This window comes from Actinomadura sp. NTSP31 (genome assembly GCF_041951385.1).
Taxonomy (GTDB): domain Bacteria; phylum Actinomycetota; class Actinomycetes; order Streptosporangiales; family Streptosporangiaceae; genus Spirillospora; species Spirillospora napierensis.
Window position 1 is genome coordinate 386,774 of record NZ_JBGNUT010000005.1, and the last position, 16,120, is coordinate 402,893.

General features: G+C 73.6%; 18 protein-coding genes. 8 read left to right on the forward strand and 10 right to left on the reverse strand.

Features of this window, described 5'->3' with window-relative positions; genetic code table 11:
* Positions 1-23: 23 nt before the first annotated feature.
* Positions 24-320 carry an ATP-dependent Clp protease adapter ClpS gene (gene clpS / locus ACA514_RS11540; protein WP_208236436.1) on the reverse strand — a complete coding sequence of 99 codons (297 nt, stop codon included), beginning with the start codon at positions 318-320 and terminating at the stop codon, positions 24-26.
* 170 nt (positions 321-490) lie between these two features.
* Here clpS and ACA514_RS11545 point away from each other — a divergent pair, with 170 nt between their 5' ends.
* The 3 genes from ACA514_RS11545 (at position 491) to ACA514_RS11555 (ending at position 3,058) form a co-directional block, all read left to right on the forward strand.
* Positions 491-1,843, forward strand: coding sequence for a nicotinate phosphoribosyltransferase (locus tag ACA514_RS11545; protein WP_375041108.1), 1,353 nt, complete (start codon positions 491-493; stop codon positions 1,841-1,843).
* Between the two features lie 102 nt (positions 1,844-1,945).
* On the forward strand, positions 1,946-2,527 hold the full coding sequence (locus tag ACA514_RS11550) for an isochorismatase family protein (protein WP_375041056.1): 582 nt from the start codon (positions 1,946-1,948) through the stop codon (positions 2,525-2,527).
* A gap of 3 nt (positions 2,528-2,530) precedes the next feature.
* Positions 2,531-3,058: a gluconokinase gene (locus tag ACA514_RS11555; RefSeq protein WP_375041057.1), complete on the forward strand. Its 528-nt coding sequence runs from the start codon at positions 2,531-2,533 to the stop codon at positions 3,056-3,058.
* A gap of 31 nt (positions 3,059-3,089) precedes the next feature.
* Here ACA514_RS11555 and ACA514_RS11560 read toward each other — a convergent pair whose 3' ends face one another.
* The 5 genes from ACA514_RS11560 to ACA514_RS11580 all read right to left on the reverse strand — a co-directional run bounded on the left by ACA514_RS11560 (position 3,090) and on the right by ACA514_RS11580 (position 7,440).
* On the reverse strand, positions 3,090-4,829 hold the full coding sequence (locus ACA514_RS11560) for a DEAD/DEAH box helicase (protein WP_375041109.1): 1,740 nt from the start codon (positions 4,827-4,829) through the stop codon (positions 3,090-3,092).
* A gap of 36 nt (positions 4,830-4,865) precedes the next feature.
* On the reverse strand, positions 4,866-5,906 hold the full coding sequence (locus ACA514_RS11565; RefSeq protein WP_375041058.1) for a zinc metalloprotease: 1,041 nt from the start codon (positions 5,904-5,906) through the stop codon (positions 4,866-4,868).
* A 223-nt stretch (positions 5,907-6,129) separates the two neighbouring features.
* The gene (locus tag ACA514_RS11570) at positions 6,130-6,393 is read right to left on the reverse strand and encodes a DUF3039 domain-containing protein (RefSeq protein ID WP_344280297.1); all 264 of its coding nucleotides are present in this window, start codon (positions 6,391-6,393) and stop codon (positions 6,130-6,132) included.
* A gap of 9 nt (positions 6,394-6,402) precedes the next feature.
* Positions 6,403-6,978, reverse strand: a complete 576-nt coding sequence (locus ACA514_RS11575) for a YqgE/AlgH family protein (protein ID WP_344280294.1) — start codon at positions 6,976-6,978, stop codon at positions 6,403-6,405.
* Positions 6,979-7,077: 99 nt separating this feature from the next.
* The gene (locus tag ACA514_RS11580) at positions 7,078-7,440 is read right to left on the reverse strand and encodes a hypothetical protein (RefSeq protein WP_375041059.1); all 363 of its coding nucleotides are present in this window, start codon (positions 7,438-7,440) and stop codon (positions 7,078-7,080) included.
* On the opposite strand from ACA514_RS11580, the gene ACA514_RS11585 reads away from it, so the two are divergent.
* Positions 7,412-7,822, forward strand: coding sequence for a hypothetical protein (locus tag ACA514_RS11585; RefSeq protein WP_375041060.1), 411 nt, complete (start codon positions 7,412-7,414; stop codon positions 7,820-7,822). The genes ACA514_RS11580 and ACA514_RS11585 overlap by 29 nt on opposite strands.
* Before the next feature lie 19 nt (positions 7,823-7,841).
* On the opposite strand, the gene ACA514_RS11590 is transcribed toward ACA514_RS11585, so the two are convergent.
* The 3 genes from ACA514_RS11590 to ACA514_RS11600 form a co-directional block, all read right to left on the reverse strand.
* Positions 7,842-9,245: an NAD-dependent malic enzyme gene (locus tag ACA514_RS11590; RefSeq protein ID WP_375041061.1), complete on the reverse strand. Its 1,404-nt coding sequence runs from the start codon at positions 9,243-9,245 to the stop codon at positions 7,842-7,844.
* A gap of 106 nt (positions 9,246-9,351) precedes the next feature.
* Positions 9,352-10,092, reverse strand: a complete 741-nt coding sequence (locus tag ACA514_RS11595; RefSeq protein ID WP_375041062.1) for an AAA family ATPase — start codon at positions 10,090-10,092, stop codon at positions 9,352-9,354.
* Positions 10,093-10,186: 94 nt separating this feature from the next.
* Positions 10,187-11,137, reverse strand: coding sequence for a tetratricopeptide repeat protein (locus tag ACA514_RS11600; protein WP_375041063.1), 951 nt, complete (start codon positions 11,135-11,137; stop codon positions 10,187-10,189).
* Positions 11,138-11,576: 439 nt separating this feature from the next.
* Here ACA514_RS11600 and ACA514_RS11605 point away from each other — a divergent pair, with 439 nt between their 5' ends.
* Complete coding sequence (locus tag ACA514_RS11605) at positions 11,577-12,590, forward strand: ATP-binding cassette domain-containing protein (RefSeq protein WP_375041110.1); 1,014 nt, start codon at positions 11,577-11,579, stop codon at positions 12,588-12,590.
* Positions 12,583-13,944 (forward strand): hypothetical protein, encoded by a 1,362-nt coding sequence (locus tag ACA514_RS11610; RefSeq protein WP_375041064.1) that lies wholly within the window; start codon positions 12,583-12,585, stop codon positions 13,942-13,944. The genes ACA514_RS11605 and ACA514_RS11610 overlap by 8 nt, the downstream gene beginning before the upstream one ends.
* A gap of 40 nt (positions 13,945-13,984) precedes the next feature.
* Here ACA514_RS11610 and ACA514_RS11615 read toward each other — a convergent pair whose 3' ends face one another.
* Positions 13,985-14,308, reverse strand: coding sequence for a DUF3817 domain-containing protein (locus ACA514_RS11615; protein WP_375041065.1), 324 nt, complete (start codon positions 14,306-14,308; stop codon positions 13,985-13,987).
* 273 nt (positions 14,309-14,581) lie between these two features.
* Here ACA514_RS11615 and ACA514_RS11620 point away from each other — a divergent pair, with 273 nt between their 5' ends.
* Both ACA514_RS11620 and ACA514_RS11625 read left to right on the forward strand, forming a co-directional pair.
* A complete protein-coding gene (locus tag ACA514_RS11620; RefSeq protein WP_375041066.1) occupies positions 14,582-15,379 on the forward strand; it encodes a DUF2127 domain-containing protein in 798 nt (265 codons plus the stop codon).
* Positions 15,380-15,413: 34 nt separating this feature from the next.
* Positions 15,414-16,109 carry a DUF4230 domain-containing protein gene (locus ACA514_RS11625; protein WP_375041067.1) on the forward strand — a complete coding sequence of 232 codons (696 nt, stop codon included), beginning with the start codon at positions 15,414-15,416 and terminating at the stop codon, positions 16,107-16,109.
* The last annotated feature ends 11 nt before the right edge of the window (positions 16,110-16,120 follow it).

Genomic DNA, 16,120 nt, shown 5'->3' on the forward strand with positions numbered 1-16,120 from the left:
TCGGATCGCTCCGCGCACGGGCCTCAGTCGTCCCGCTTCACGGTGGCCCACAGCCCGTAGGAGTGCAGGATCTCCACGTCCCGCTCCATCTCCTCCCGGGTGCCCTTGGCCACGACGGCGCGGCCCTTGTGGTGGACGTCCAGCATCAGCTTCTCGGCCTTGCTCTTGGGGTAGCCGAAGACGGCCTGGAACACGTACGTGACGTACGACATCAGGTTGATCGGGTCGTTCCAGACGATCGCCAGCCAGGGCCGGTCGGCGCGCACGTCCTCCTCGACGTCGGGCCGCTCCAGCTCGACCGGTGCGGGTGCCGTGCTCATGACCCCGCTCCGCCGCTCATGACGTTCATCGGCCGCGTCTCCCCCTTTCCGCGCGTTGTCGGGCCGCCCACGCACCCGATGCTATGCGTCCCCGGGCCGTCCGGTGCGATCTTCGCGCGCCGCCCGCACCCCGCCGGGGCGCGCCACCGGGTGTGATGGCCTCCATGTCCATGGTGCCCTCACCTGGCCGTAGGGTTCCACTTGTGGACCTCGACGACGGCACCGCACTGCTGACCGACCAGTACGAGCTGACGATGCTGCAGGCCGCACTGCGCAGCGGGACGGCCGGCCGCCGCGCGGTCTTCGAGGTCTTCGCGCGCAGCCTGCCCGCGGGGCGCCGCTACGGCGTCGTCGCGGGGACCGGGCGGCTGCTGGACGCCATCGAGGCGTTCCGGTTCGACGCCGCGGAGCTGGAGTTCCTGACCGCCAACGGGATCGTCGACGACGCGACGGCGCAATGGCTGGAGAAGTACCGCTTCTCCGGGAACGTCTGGGGTTACGCCGAGGGCGACTGCTACTTCCCGGAATCGCCGATCCTGGTGGTGGAGGGGACGTTCGCGGAGGCGGTCCTGCTGGAGACCGTCGCGCTGTCGATCCTCAACCACGACTGCGCGATCGCGTCCGCCGCGTCCCGGATGGTGCAGGCCGCGCAGGACCGCCCGATCATCGAGATGGGGTCGCGGCGCGCCCACGAGCGCGCCGCCGTCGCGTCCGCCCGCGCTGCCTACATCGCCGGGTTCACCACCACCTCGAACCTGGAGGCGGGCCGCCTCTACGGCGTCCCCACGGCCGGGACGAGCGCGCACTCCTTCACGCTGCTGCACGACAGCGAGCGGCACGCCTTCGAGGCGCAGCTGGCGGCCCTCGGCGAGGGCACGACGCTGCTGGTCGACACCTACGACGTCGAACGGGCCGTCCGGACGGCCGTGGAGCTGGCCGGGCCGTCCCTCGGCGCCGTCCGCATCGACAGCGGCGACCTCGGCGTGATGGCCCGCCGCGTGCGCGAGCAGCTCGACTCCCTGGGCGCGCACGACACCCGCATCGTGGTGACCGGCGACCTCGACGAGTACGGCATCGCCGCCCTCGCGGCCGCGCCGGTGAACGGCTACGGCGTGGGGACGTCCCTGGTGACGGGGTCCGGCGCCCCGACCGCCTCGCTCGTCTACAAGCTCGTCGCCCGCACCGACGGCCCGGACGACGACGCGCCCATGCGCCCGGTCGCGAAGCGGTCCACCGGCAAGCCCAGCCGCGGCGGCCGCAAGAGCGCCGTCCGGCGCATCGACGCGCACGGCACCGCCTACGCCGAGACGGTGTCGGTCGGGGAGCCCGCGCCGGGCCGGCGGGACCGCGTGCTGCACGTCCCGCTCGTCCGCGACGGCGAGATCGTCGGCCGCGAGTCGCTGCGCGACGCCCGCGAGCGGCACGTCCGCTCCGTCGCGGAGCTGCCCCCGACCGCGCTCCAGCTGTCCAAGGGCGAGCCCGCCGTGCCGACCGAGTTCATCGAGGGCGGCCCGCGCACCTGAACGGCGGGCCGCGGCCGGGCTACGGCCGGGCGGCGCGCTGAAGAGCACCGGGGACGCTGGGGTAGCGTCGACGGCGGGGAGAAAACCGGCAGAGGAGCGGTCGTGGGCAAGAAGGCTCTGATCATCGTGGACGTGCAGAACGACTTCTGCGAGGGCGGGTCGCTGGCCGTCGGCGGCGGCGCGGGCGTGGCCGCGGCCATCTCGGGCCACCTCGCCGAGCACCGCGCCGGCTACGCGCACATCGTCGCGACCCGCGACTTCCACCTCGACCCCGGCGCCCACTTCTCCGACCGGCCCGACTTCGTCGACAGCTGGCCCCCGCACTGCGTGATCGGCACCCCCGGCGCCGACTTCCACCCCGGGCTGACGCTCGCCCCCATCGAGACGGTGTTCAGCAAGGGCCGCGAGACCGCCGCCTACAGCGGCTTCGAGGGCGTCTCCGACGACGGCGCCCCGCTCGCCGGCTGGCTCTCCGCCCGCGGCGTCGACGCCGTGGACGTCGTCGGGATCGCCACCGACCACTGCGTCCGCGCGACCGCCGTCGACGCCGCCCGCGCCGGGCTGCGCACCACCGTGCTGCTCGACCTGACCGCGGGCGTCGCCAAGACCACCGTCGACCGCGCCCTGGACGAGCTCGGCCGCGAGGGCGTGACGCTGTCCGGCGAGCCGGTCGTGGGCGCCTGAACCGTGGACACCCCCCGAGACGTCACGGTCATCCTGGTCGCCGGCGTGTCCGGCAGCGGCAAGACCACCGTCGGGAGCCTGCTCGCCGAGCGGCTCGGCTGGGACTACGCCGAGGCCGACGCGTTCCACTCCCCGGCCAACATCGCCAAGATGCGCGACGGGCACCCGCTGACCGACGCCGACCGCGCGCCCTGGCTGCGCGCCATCGCCGCCTGGATCGACGACCGCCTCCGGTCCGGCCGGCCCGGCGTCGTCACCTGCTCGGCCCTCAAGCGCGCCTACCGCGACGAGCTGGCGGGCGGCCGGCCCGGCGTCCGCACCGTGCTGCTCGACGGCGACCGCGACGTCATCGCCGAGCGGATGCGCAGGCGGCACGGCCACTTCTTCGGCGCCGGCCTGCTCGACAGCCAGTTCGCCGACCTCGAGCGCCCGGACCCGGACGAGCACGTGCTGACCGTCCCCATCACCGACTCCCCCGAGGAGACGGTCGCCAGGATCATCAAGTCCCTGGACCTGACGCCCGAGCACTGAGGACGGCCCCGCGGAGGCGGCGGACGAACGGCTAGGCGCGCTTGGTGGCCCATTCGCGGATCTTGCCGATCCGCTGCCGGATCTCCTCGGCGCTGGCCTGCGGCACGGGCGGGCCGCCGCAGGCGGAGCGCAGCTGGCTGTGGATCACGCCCTGCGGCTGCCCGGTGCGGTGGTTCCACGCGTTCACCAGGCCGTTCAGCTCCTTGCGCAGGGCGTGCAGGTCCTCGGCGGCGGTGCGGTCGGCGCGCGGGTCGCCGGTCTTGCGCCGGCGCTCGTTGGCGACCTGGTCGGCCTGCCGCTTGCGCAGCAGCTGCGTCACCTGCTCGGGCTCCAGCAGCCCGGGGATGCCCAGGTACTCCTCCTCCTCGGCGGAGCCCGGCTGGGCGTTCATGCCGAACTCGCCGCCGTCGTACAGGACGCGGTCGAACGTCGCGGACGCCTCGACGGTCTCGAACGGCAGCTCCTCGCCGACGTCGGGCGTGTCCTGCTTGCGGTTGGCCTCGGCGAGCAGGTCGTCGTCGAGGCCGTCCTCGCGGACCGGCCGGTCGAGGACGTGGTCGCGCTCCTCCTCCAGCTCGGCGGCGTGCCCCATCAGCGTCGGCACCGACGGCAGGAACACCGACGCGGTCTCGCCGCGCCTGCGGGCGCGGACGAAACGGCCGATCGCCTGCGCGAAGAACAGCGGCGTACTGGTGGAGGTGGCGTAGACGCCGACGGCGAGGCGCGGGATGTCGACGCCCTCGGACACCATCCGGACCGCGACCATCCACCGGTCGTCGGTCTCGCCGAACGCCTTGATCTTCTTGGACGCGGTCGGGTCGTCCGACAGCACGATCGTGGCGCCCTGCCCGGTGACCGCGCGCAGCATCTTGGCGTAGGCGCGGGCGGCCTCGTGGTCGGTGGCGATGACCAGCCCGCCCGCGTCCGGGATGGCGCGGCGCAGCTCGGTGAGGCGGCGGTCGGCGGCGGCCAGCACCTGCCTGATCCAGTCGCCCTTGGGGTCGAGCGCGGCCCGCCACGCCTGCGCGGTCTGGTCCTGGGTGAGCGGCTCGCCGAGCGTCGCGGTGATCTCGTCGCCGGCGCGGGTGCGCCAGCGCATCTCCCCCGCGTACGCCAGAAAGATCACCGGCCGGACGACCCCGTCGGCGAGCGCCGGGCCGTAGCCGTAGGTGTAGTCGGCCCGGCTGCGCCTGATCCCGTCCGGGCCCTCCTCGTAGCGGACGAACGGGATCGGGTTGATGTCGGTGCGGAAGGGGGTGCCCGACAGCGCGAGCCGCCGCGTCGCCGGCTCGAACGCCTCCCGGACGGCGTCGCCCCAGGACAGCCCGTCGCCCGCGTGGTGCACCTCGTCGAAGATCACCAGGGACTTGCGCGACTCGGTGCGGTTGCGGTGCAGCGCCGGGCGCGCCGCGACGGTCGCGTAGGTGACGGCGATCCCGTCGAAGTCCTTGCCGACCGGGCCGTCGCCGTTCTGGTACTCCGGGTTGATCTTGATGCCGACGCGGCCGGCGGACTCGGCCCACTGCCGCTTCAGGTGCTCGGTCGGGCAGACGATCGTGATCGCCTGGATGATCCGCCGCTCCAGCAGCTCGCGGGCCAGCCGCAGCGCGAACGTCGTCTTACCGGCGCCGGGCGTGGCGACGGTCAGGAAGTCGCGCGGGCCGGGCTGGCGCCCGTCCACGCCGAAGTAAGCCTCCAGCGCCTGCTGCTGCCAGGCGCGCAGGGACTGCGCGGTCCCCCAGGCGGCCCGCTCGGGGAACGCGGGGGGCATGCTCGATGCGGCGAAGGTGCTCACGGTCATAGCAGGCTACCGAGCCCCACCGACAGATCGCGCCTCCCCGGCCTCCCCTGTGCCGCGATCCACACTCCGGCGCCCCCGCCCGTGCCGGTGCTTCGGGGCCCGGTACGCGGCCCACGCGGCGCGGATGCGGCGGCCCTGACCTGCGGTGAAGCTCCGCATACAGGAGTCGAACCCGTAGTTCATGAAGTTGTGCACCGGGTCGTCGCCGCGTTGGGGACAGGTGTCCTTGTAGTGCGGGCATCCTTGCGCCGGCGTCGCCTCGTACGGGGTGTCGGACACCCCGTCGCCCGGCGGCGTGCACCCGCCCTGGAACGTGTGCAGCAGCCCCAGCCAGTGCCCGATCTCGTGGACGGCGGTGTAACCGCGGTTGAAGCGCCGGTACGTGCCGTGCGGGAGGCTGCGGTAGTCGACGACGACGCCGTCCATGCGCGGGCCCTTGCGGTACCACTGCGGGAACGTCGAGAAGCCCAGCACGTCCCGCCCCACGGACGCGGTGTAGAGGTTGAGCGTGCCGCGCCCGCCCCTGCGGAGCCGGTGCTTGATGGGGCTCTCGTACTTCTGCGGGTGGTAGAACCAGGCGGCCTTGTTCGTGGTGTCGTAGCCGACGAGACGGAACCGCACGCCGGTGTCCGCGCCGCCCGTCCGCCCGCTGTAGGCCGCGTTCAGCGTGGCGATCTGGCCGCGTGCGGACGCCCTGGACAGCCGGCCCTTTCGTCCGGCGGCGAGGGCGTGGAACCGCACCGGGATCGTCAGCCGGGCCCGGCGCCGCGCGGCATCGGACCTCTGCGCTCCGGACCCCTGCGCCTCGGACCACTGCGCGTCGAGTCGCTCCTCGTCCGGCGTCCCGTACCGCTCGCTCAGCGTCCGGCGCAGGTCCGCGAGCATCGCGACGACCTGGCCGCGCGTCAGGTCCCCGTCCCGGTCGCGCGGGCGCGCCGACCGCGCCGCCGCCCCCGCCGCCGCCTCCGGGACGCAGTCGGCCTTCCCCGCCGAGACGGTCTTGCGCGCCCCGGCCGTCCGGGCCCGCCCCCGCGCGCCGTCACTCATCGACATCGGCACCGCACACGCTGTGACCAGCAGTGCGCACACCGAAACCCCGGCGAACCGCCGCATCTGTCCCCCGTATGTCCCCGTTTGTGGAAAGCAGTGTGGAAACGCGAAGGCCCCGCGGCCGGGCGTCCGCCTGCCGGCGCACGCTCGACCGCGGGACCGTCACGGGCGCGGGCCGGGCCCGCGGGCCCGGCGCCCCCGGCCGGCTCTCAGCCGGCCGTCACTCGTCGCCCTGGCCCCCGCCCGACTGCATGGACTCGTAGATCTCCTTGCACTCGGGGCAGACCGGGTACTTCTTCGGGTCCCGGTTCGGCACCCAGACCTTGCCGCACAGCGCGATCACCGGAGTGCCCGTCACCGCGCTCTCGGTGATCTTCTGCTTCTTCACGTAGTGGGCGAACCGCTCGTGGTCGCCGTCACCGTGCGAGAGGTCCGGCCGGACGTCCTGCTGGGTGTCGCTCTCGGGAAGGATCTTCGTACTCACGTCATCACCTTAGTTCAGCGTCGGGTCCTCGGGGAAAGTGGAGACGAACGCCAGGTCACCGCCCTGCCGGCGGAGCACCTCCTGCCACAGCCGGTCCGGGTCGGCGGCGAACACGTCGCCCGCCTCGGCCGGCACCAGGTACCACGCGCCGTCCTCGATCTCGCCGCGCAACTGCCCGGCCGACCACCCGGCGTACCCGGCGAACACCCGCAGCTGCAGCAGCTCCGCCGCCAGCAGCCCCGGCGGGGCCTCCAGGTCGACCAGGCCGACCCGGGCCACCTCCGAGCCGCCCTCCAGCGCCCGCCAGCCGAGCGGCTCGTCCTCACCGGGCAGACGGGCCAGGGCGAGCGCGTTGTCCAGCGCGACCGGGCCGCCCTGGAACACCACCGACGGGCCGGTCACCAACTCGGCCCACGGCGGCAGCACCCGGTCGACCGGAATCTCGGTCGGCCGGTTGAGGACAACTCCGAGCGTGCCCCCGTCGAAATCGTGCTCGACCACCAGGACGACGCTGCGCCTGAAGTTCGGATCCTCCAATTGCGGGGTCGCGACCAGCAGAAGCCCCACCCTGATGCCGTCTTCCATGGGTTCCATCATGCGTTGCGCGGACCTCCCACGGCACGTCCCCCCGCTCGTTAGCCTGTTAGGCATTCCTAGCGATGGGGATATCGGCACCACAACCGCCTAGGTTGAGAATGATCCCGGATCACCCGGCCGCCCGCTCGACGCCCCCACGCGGGTCAGGAGGACAGCGATGCAGTTGCCCAGGGTCGTCATCGCCGCAGTGTTTCTCGTCATCGCAGCACTGATCGGCATCCCGGCGCTGACGAATTCATCGGGCTCCGGCGCGCGGGCCTCCTCGACCACCTCCGCGTCACCGAGCCCGAGCACGTCCGGCACGGGCTCCTCGCCCTCGCCCTCCGGGTCCACGACGCACAAGCCGTCGAAGACGAAGACGCCGACGAGCGCCCCGCCGAGCAGCGGGACGCCGCAGCCCGTCTCGGCCGCGATCGGGTCGGTGTCGTGCCCGGCGCGCTCGGTCCGCATCACGGTCCGCAACACCGGGACGCAGAGCGAGGACTTCACGGTCGTCCGGAACGACGAGAGCGCCACCGTCCCCGGCACCGTCGCCCCGCACGACAGCAAGACCGTCAAGGTGGAGCTCACGGAGGACCGGAGCACCCTGGTCCGAGTCGACTGGGCCAACAAGCGGATCGAGAGCCGCACGCTCAAGGCGAACTGCAAGCACGCGGGCGCCGCGCCGCAGAAGACCACGCCCGGCAACCTGCCGCACACCGGCCCCGACACCGTGCTGTGGGCACGGGCCGCGACCGGCGTCGGCGTGCTGCTCACCGGAGTGGTCATCTTCTGGTACGGCGGGATCTGGCCGCGCCGCCGCGAGCGGGTCTTCGCCAAGAAGGGCGACTAGCCCCGCCCGCCCCTGCTCGTCAGGCCTCGGTGCGGGGGCGGCCGCCGGCGGCCTCGCGGACGGCGCCGGCGACGCGGGACGCGACGTCCGGGTGGAACACGCTCGGCACGATGTAGTTCGGGCCGAGCTCGCCCGGCGTGACGACCTCGGCGAGCGCCTGCGCCGCCGCGGCCAGCATCGCCTGGCTGACGCCGTTGGCCTGCGCGTCCAGCAGCCCGCGGAACACCCCGGGGAACGCCAGCACGTTGTTGATCTGGTTCGGGTAGTCGCTGCGCCCGGTGGCGACGACGGCGGCGTGCTCGCGCGCCTCGTCCGGCGACACCTCCGGCTCCGGGTTGGCCAGCGCGAACACGATCGCGTCCTTGTTCATCGTCGCGATGTCGTCGCCGTTGAGGATGCCCGGCGCGGACACGCCGATGAAGACGTCCGCGTCCTTCACCGCGCCGCGCAGGTCGCCGGAGTAGCCGGCGGTGTTGGTGTGGTCGGCGATCCAGCGCAGCGAGTCGTCCAGGTCGTCGCGGCCCTTGTGCACCGCGCCCCGGTAGTCGCAGACGATCAGGTCGCGCGCGCCGGCGTGCATCAGCAGCTTCAGGATCGCGCTGCCGGCCGCGCCCGCGCCCGCCATCGTGATGCGGACCGAGCCGATGTCCTTGCCGACGACCCGCAGCGCGTTCGTCAGCGCCGCCAGCACGCAGATCGCGGTGCCGTGCTGGTCGTCGTGGAACACCGGGATGTCCAGCAGCTCGCGCAGCCGCCGCTCGACCTCGAAGCAGCGCGGCGCGGAGATGTCCTCCAGGTTGATGCCGCCGAACGCGGGCGCGAGGATCTGCACCGTCCGGACGATCTCGTCGGTGTCCTGGGTGTCCAGGCAGATCGGCCAGGCGTCGATGCCGGCGAACCGCTTGAACAGCGCCGCCTTGCCCTCCATCACCGGCAGCGCCGCCTCCGGGCCGATGTTGCCGAGGCCGAGCACCGCCGACCCGTCGGTGACCACCGCGACGCTGTTGCGCTTGATCGTCAGCCGGCGGACGTCCTCGGGGTTGCGGGCGATCGCCAGGGACACCCGGGCGACGCCGGGGGTGTAGGCCATCGACAGCTCGTCGCGGTTGCGCAGCGGCACCTTCGACTGCATCTCGATCTTGCCGCCGAGGTGCATCAGGAAGGTCCGGTCGCTGACCTTGTGGATCTTGATCGCGTCGATCTTCTCCAGCGCGCTCGCGATCGCCTCGGCGTGCTGGGTGTCGCGGGTGGCGATCGTCACGTCGATGCGCAGCGTCTCGTGCCCGGCGGTGTTGACGTCGAGGGCGGTGACGATGCCCCCGGCGTTCTCGACCACGTGCGTGATCTGGCTGACCGCCCGGCCGCCGGCCGGGACCTCCAGCCGGACGGTGATGGAGTACGAAACGCTGGGCACGCTCGCCACGACAATCTGCTCCCTTTTGCTACCGGGTACGTCCTCGTCCCGGCCGCCGCGTCCCTCGGGTGGGCACGGACGCCCGGGGGCCGACGCCCTCTCCGCCGCGGGCGGCTCACAGCGCCCGGGCCGCGGCCGCGATCAGGTCGGCGGCGGCGGGCACGGGCAGCCTCGTGGTGTCGATCACGAGGTGGTAGAGCCGCGGATCGGCGGGGTCGGCCCCGTAAAAATGCTTCACGTAGGCCGTACGGGCGCGGTCGTTGTCATCGAGCATACGCTCAACATCGCGGTCCGGCGTCCCGGTCGCCCCACCCGGACCCCGCGTCCCGCCTGCGGCGCCACCCGCGCGCCTGCCCGCCGCCTTCGACGGTCGGCTCGCGGCCTTCGCCGGTTCCCCCGTGCCCTTCGCCAGTTCCCACGCGACGACGGCCAGCCGGCGCCGCCGCGTCCCGTCCAGCCGGACGTGCAGCGCGCCCGGGTGGTCGGCGAGCACGATGGCGGCGGCGCGGCCGAGCAGCACTCCCCCGCCCTGCTCCGCCGTGCGGTGGATGAAGCGCTCGGTGTGCTCGACGAACTCCTCGGGCCGCAGGATCGCCTGCTCGGGCAGGTAGACGTCCATCGCGCCGAGCGCGACGTTCGGCAGCCGCGCGGCGCCCGCGAGGATGCGGCCGATGCCGCTCTCGGCGCGACCGTCGTGCGCGAGCGCCTCCTCCAGCGTGCAGCCGATCTCACCGGCGACCTGCACGGGGATGGCCCGGTCGAGGAACGGCAGCGACAGCCGGTCGGCGACGGCGGGCCCGACGAGGTCGCCCCGCGTGCCGAACGCGGCCGAGATGGTCACGACGCGAGCGCTCACACCCGCTACATGCCCGATTCCCGGCGGGACAAGGGCGCGAACCCGTCGCAATCCCCGCCCCGCACGCCGATCCCGCGCTCTTGGGCCGGGGTTGCTAGAACAGCGCCGCCTGGAGGGAGCGGCGGGCCTTGCCGACGCGGGGGTCGTCCGGCGGCAGCAACTCGAACAGCGACAGCAGGTGCGTGCGGGCCGCGTCGCGGTCGTCGCCGGCGCTGCCGCGCACCGCGGTGAGCAGCCGGCCGAACGCGTCCTCGATCCGGCCGGACACCATCTCCACGTCCGCGGCGTGGATCTGCGCCTGCACGTCGCCGGGCTTGTCCGCGGCCTCCTGGACGGCGCGCTCGGGGTCCAGCCCGCGCACCCGCAGGCTGAGCTCCACCAGCGACAGGCCCTGCTTGGCCTGGCCGTCCCGCGGGTCGCGGGCCAGGATCTGCTCGAACGCGGCCTTCGCGCCGTCGAGGTCGCCGCGCTGGAGCGCGTCCTCGGCCGCGGCGTAGACCGAGTCGGCCGGGGAGGGGGCCTCGCCCGCCGGCGCGGCCTCGCCCTCGGCGGCCTCCGGCAGGATGCCCTCCTGGCGCAGCGCCTCGAAGAGCTGGTCGATCGCCTGCCGGACCTGCGGCTCGGGCGCCGCGCCGTTCAGGAACGGCAGCAGCTGCCCGGCCACGACCGCCGCGACGAACGGGATGCCGCGCACGCCCATCTGCTGCATGTACGCGCCGAGCTGCGGGTTGGCGTCGATGTCGACCTTGGCGAGGATCCACTTGCCGGCCGCCTCGGTGGCGAGCTTCTCCAGGATCGGGCCGAGCTGCTTGCACGGCCCGCACCAGTCGGCCCAGAAGTCCACGAGCACCGGGACGGTCTGCGACCGCTCCACGACCTCGGTGTTGAACGTCTGGTCGGTGACGTCAATGACGTACTGGCCGCCCGCGCCGGCGTCGGCTCCGCCGGCCGGCGGGCCCGCGGGCGCGGCGCCGGCCTGCGCCCGGCGCTCCTGCTGCTTCCTGGTGGCCGCCTGGCGGGCCCCCAGGTCAATGGCCCCGTGCAACGAAAAGTCCCGAGAAGGCATGGGTCCATCCTGCCCCATGACCGCCCCCGTCCGTGCCCCCGTCCGCTGCGAGCGGAGCGCGCCGCCCGCCGGCCCCGCCCGCGACGCCCCGGTCCGACGGCATGGCGACACAATTGTCCGCCTTTTTTGAATTCTCACCTTCGGTCGGAAGGCAAAGAATCCAGGCGTCCTGCCGTAAAGGCAAAAAGATTGCTGACAGCCATCACCAAGCCCGGTTATAGTCGCGATGTCGATGCAGCGTGCGACGGCAAAAGAGATCCGGTGCCCCGGGCCCCGCCGATTCGGCCGGCCCGGCCGGCGGGCGCCGCGTGGCGCGGGGAGCGGCCACCGGCCCGGCTCGGACGACCGTCGCGCTCGCATGACGAGCAACGGGGGGAAACAAGTGATCGCGGAGCATTCCGCGATCGTGGCCCGAGGAATGGGTGTCCGCCGCGGGGGGCGGTGGCTCCTGCGCCCGGTGACCTTCGGCGTGCCCGAAGGCGTGGTCGGCTTCGCCGGTCCACCTGGTGTCGGTAAATCCACTCTGCTGGCCACGTTCGCGACCTTGCGCCGGCCCAATTCCGGCGTGCTGCACATTCTCGGGCACGACATAGCGAACGCCGCGGACCTGCGCGCCGCGCGGGCCCGGATCGGCTATCTGCCGGCCCGGTTCTCCCGCACGGAGAACATGACGGCGGGCGAGTTCGTCGCGTACGCGGCGTACTACAAGCGCACGAGCGCCTCAGTGGCACGGTCCATCATGAAGCGGCTGGACCTCGCCGAGGCCGCCGGGACGGCGCTGTCGCTGCTGCCGCCGGACGTCCGGCTGCGCGCCGGGCTGGCCGCCGCCTGCGTGCACGGCCCGGACCTGCTGGTGCTGGACGACCCGTTCGGCGACCTGCGGGCCGCCGCCGAGCCGTGGCCGACCGGCGCGGCGGGTCCCGGCGGCCCGGCCTACTCCGCCGCCATGGCGGAGCTGGTCCCGCTGCTGCGCTCGCTCGCGCCCACCGTCCTGGTCAGCGCGGACGACACCGAGACGCTCACCGGCTGGTGCGACCGCCTGCTCACGCTGGCGCGCGGCAAGCTCACCGAGCAGCCCACGCACTCCGCCGCGGCCCGCCGCGGCCGCACCGCCGCCGACCGCCGCGTCCCCGCCGACCAACCCGCCGAACGCCCTGCCGAAGCCGGTCTCCGCACCGAGACCGTCCGGCCCGCCACCGCGGACCGCTCGCCCGGCGCCGGCCTTCGCGCCGAAGCCGGGCACCGCACGCCGGCGGGCCTCCGCCGGGTGCCCAGGCGCACCGGGGTGAAGCGGCGGCCGGCGCGCCTGGCGCTCCCCCACGTGAACCTGCGTCCCGCCGCGCTGCGGCAGGTGTCACTGCGGCAGGTGTCGCTCCCGGTGTCCAGGCTGCGGGCGAGGCGGGCGGCCGCGGGGAGCGGCGCCGGTGTCTGACCTCGGTCGGGTGCTCCGGCTGGACGCCCGCCGCTCGGCACTGCTGGTCGCGGTGCCGGTCCTGTCCGCGGTCGGGACGGCGGCGGCGGGCCCGCCGCTGCTGCCCTCGGTCGCGTACTGGGACAACTCCGTCGTCGCGCTGGTCAACGCGGTGCGGTTCCTCGGCCCGGCCGCCGCGGGGCTGGCCGCGTGGACGGCCGTCCGGGAGCGTCCGCTCGACTACCTGCGCGACCTGACGGCGCGCTCGCCCGCCACGGGCACGCTGCTCGACCTGCTGCTGCTGTCGGCGGCGGCGCTCGCGTCGTACGCGGCGGTGACCGCGCTGGTGGTGGTGGTCACGCTGCTCCGGCAGGAGGCCGGGCATCCGCATCCGCTCGGCGTCGTCGCCGGAGCGGGCGCGCTCGTCCTGCACGTCGCGGCCGGCTACCTGGCCGGACGGGTCGTCCCGCACCGCGCCACGGCGGCCGTGGTGCTCGTGGTGACGGGCCTGTGGGCGGTCCTGCGCGTACCGGGGACGTCGTGGCTGAGCCTGCTCCCCCCGGCCGCGTTCAACCGCATCCACCTGTTCACCACGTTGCGCGCCGGGGTGCTGGCCTACCAGGTGCTGTGGGCGTTGGGGCTGACGGCGGCACTGGTCTTCGGCTACGTGCTGTGGGCGACGCGGCGGCTGCTGCTCGTCGTGCCGCTGGCGCTGGCGCTGGCGGCGACCGCCGGCGCGACGCTCGGGCTGCGCGGCGCCGACGGGACGGTGACGCCGGTGACGGCGGACCGGGTGTGCCGGCAATGGCCGCTCACCATCTGCGTCCATCCGGCGCTGCGCGCGGCACTGCCCTCGCTGATGACGGCCGTGACACCGCTCGCGGCCCGCCTCAACGGCACCCCCGGCGCGTTCACCCGCGTCGAGCAGCTACCGGGCTGGGCGCCGGCCGGGGTGGCGGACGGCGTCGCCGGCATCCATCTGGACGAGGACCTCTCGCCCGGCTACCAGGAGCGGGCCGTCCGGCAGATCCAGGACGGCCTGCTGAACGCGAGCGCGTGCACGGTCGCCGGACGGCCGCGCGGCTACGGTTCGCTGGTGGACGCGTGGCTGCTCGGCGAGCAGCCGCCGGCGATCGGCGACGCGTGGGCGGCGCGCCGGTTCGGCTCGTGGGACGACGACCGGCGGCGCGACTGGCTGCGCCGGCACTTCGCCGGCTACCGGTCCTGCACGCTGGGCCCGGCGGACTTCCGCCCGGCCGTCCGGCACGTCCAGCGGCGTCCGGGGCGAACGGCGCGCGACGTCCACCGCCCCGTGCCGGTGCGCAAGGTCCCGGCGCCGCGGCGGGAGTTGGGGACGGCGAAGTCCCCCGCGTGACCGCGGCGGCACCCCCTGTCCGCCCCGGCCACGCGGAAGTTCAGGCGCGCCCGGCGGGCTGCGGCTCCGTCCGGCCGGCGCCGGCGGGCCTGGCCCAGTGCCGCTCGACGAAGAACGGCGCGACGGGCAGCACCGCCGCGACGAGCGCGAGGACGGTGCGCTTGAGCCCCCAGCCGAGCTTCTCCCCGACGACGAACGCCAGCCCGACGTAGCCGAGGAACAGGATCCCGTGGATCGGGCCCATCACCTGGACCGCCACCGGCAGGTCCGCGCCGTACTTCAGCGGCATGGCGATCAGCAGCAGGACCAGGAAGGAGGTCGCCTCGGCTATCGAGACGACGCGGAATGCACGCACGATGTCCACGGACCCCTCAACGCCCCGCCCCCCCCCCCGGTTTCCCACCCCCCTATGGCCCTGCTCACACACCGGGCTCACACACACCGGCCGGTCTCCCCGGCCCGCGACGGCCCCGACCGTTGCGATCGCGAGCGGAGCCGGATTCGAGCTTGCGAGAATCCGATCGCGCAGCGAGCCCCCAGGGCGAGTCGGAGCGATGCAGCGATCGCCGCTTTGCCCGCCGAAGGAGGGCGCTCCAGCGCCTGACGCCAAGGGCAATGCAGACATTAGGGTGTGCGGGTGGACTGGAGCTTGCTGACTTGTGCGCGCAAGGGGCACATCACTTACGCGCCCGACGAGGAGCCGCTGCGCGAGCGGCTGCTCGTGTCGTCCCCCGTCGGAGCCGCGTGGCGGTGCCTGCGCTGCGGCGCGTACGTGCACGGCGAACCGCACGGCTCGGGCCCGGCGGACCGGGCGCCGCTGGTGAAGCGGGGCAAGGAGCTGCGGGACGCGTTCATCATGCGGTTCTTCGCGGTGGAGCGGCTGATCCGCGGGCTGATCGTGGCGGTGGCGGCGTACGGGGTGTGGCGGTTCGCGCAGAGCCGCGGCTCGGTCCAGGAGGTCTTCGAGAAGGAGATCCCGCTGCTGCGCCCGATCGCCGACCAGTTCGGCTGGGACCTCGACCACTCCAAGGTCATCACTTCGATCCGGCACGTGTTCGGGCTGGAGGAGCGGACGCTGCGCTGGCTGGCGGTCGGGCTGCTGGTGTACGCGGCGATCGAGATCATCGAGGCGGTCGGGCTGTGGCTGCTGCAGCGCTGGGGCGAGTACTTCGCGGTGGTGGCGACCTGCTTCGGGCTGCCGGTCGAGATCTACGAGCTGGCCGAGAAGGTCACCGTGCTGCGGGTCGGCGCGCTGGCCATCAACATCGGTCTGATCGTCTACATCATCGTCACCAAACGGCTGTTCGGGGTGCGCGGCGGCCGGGCCGCCCATGAGGCGCATCTGCGCAGCGAGTCGCTGCTGGAGGTGGAGCACGCGGCGGCCGATCCGGACCTCTCCCACGCGCCGCGTCCGGCCGCCGGGTCGCCGGGATAGGTGAGCGGCCGCTAAGGACGGGAATGTGGGGGACATGCCGAAAAACGACGCGGCCCGCGAGCCCGCCCCCCAGCGCGTGCGACCCGTCCCCCGGCGCGGTTTCCTCACCGCCCTGGTGCTCGTCGTGGCGACCATCGCGGTCGTCATCGTCGTGCAGCGGGCGGTGGACGGCCTGCCGCACTGGCTGAACCCGTTCCACGAGGAGACCAAGGACCGCAGCGGCCCGGTGCTGCTGCAGTCGATCCGCGACCTGAACCGCTACGAGGCCGCCAGCGGCAACTTCCAGGTCGTCGTGGACCTGGAGAAGGACGCGAAGTTCCTGCCGTCCTCGCTGCGCGGCAAGCGCACCCTGTTCGTGGGCAACGGCTCGGTCGACGCCTACGTGGACTTCTCCAGGATCGCCTCCGGCGCGATCAAGGTGAACTCCGACCGGACGTCCGCGACCATCACGCTGCCGCACGCCCAGCTGGAGCCGACGAACCTCGACACCAAGCGCAGCTACGTCTACGCGACCGAGCGCGGCCTGTTCGACCGGTTCGGCGACTTCTTCAGCAGCAACCCGGACAACCAGCAGCAGCTCTACGTCCTGGCGAGCCAGAAGATCCAGACGGCGGCGCAGGAGAGCAGGCTGGCGGCGCAGGCCGACGCCAACACCAAGCGGATGCTGGAGAACATGCTGAGGGCGCTGGGCTTCAAGACGGTCACCGTCCAGCAGCCCAACGCCCAGTGAGCGCGCTCGGC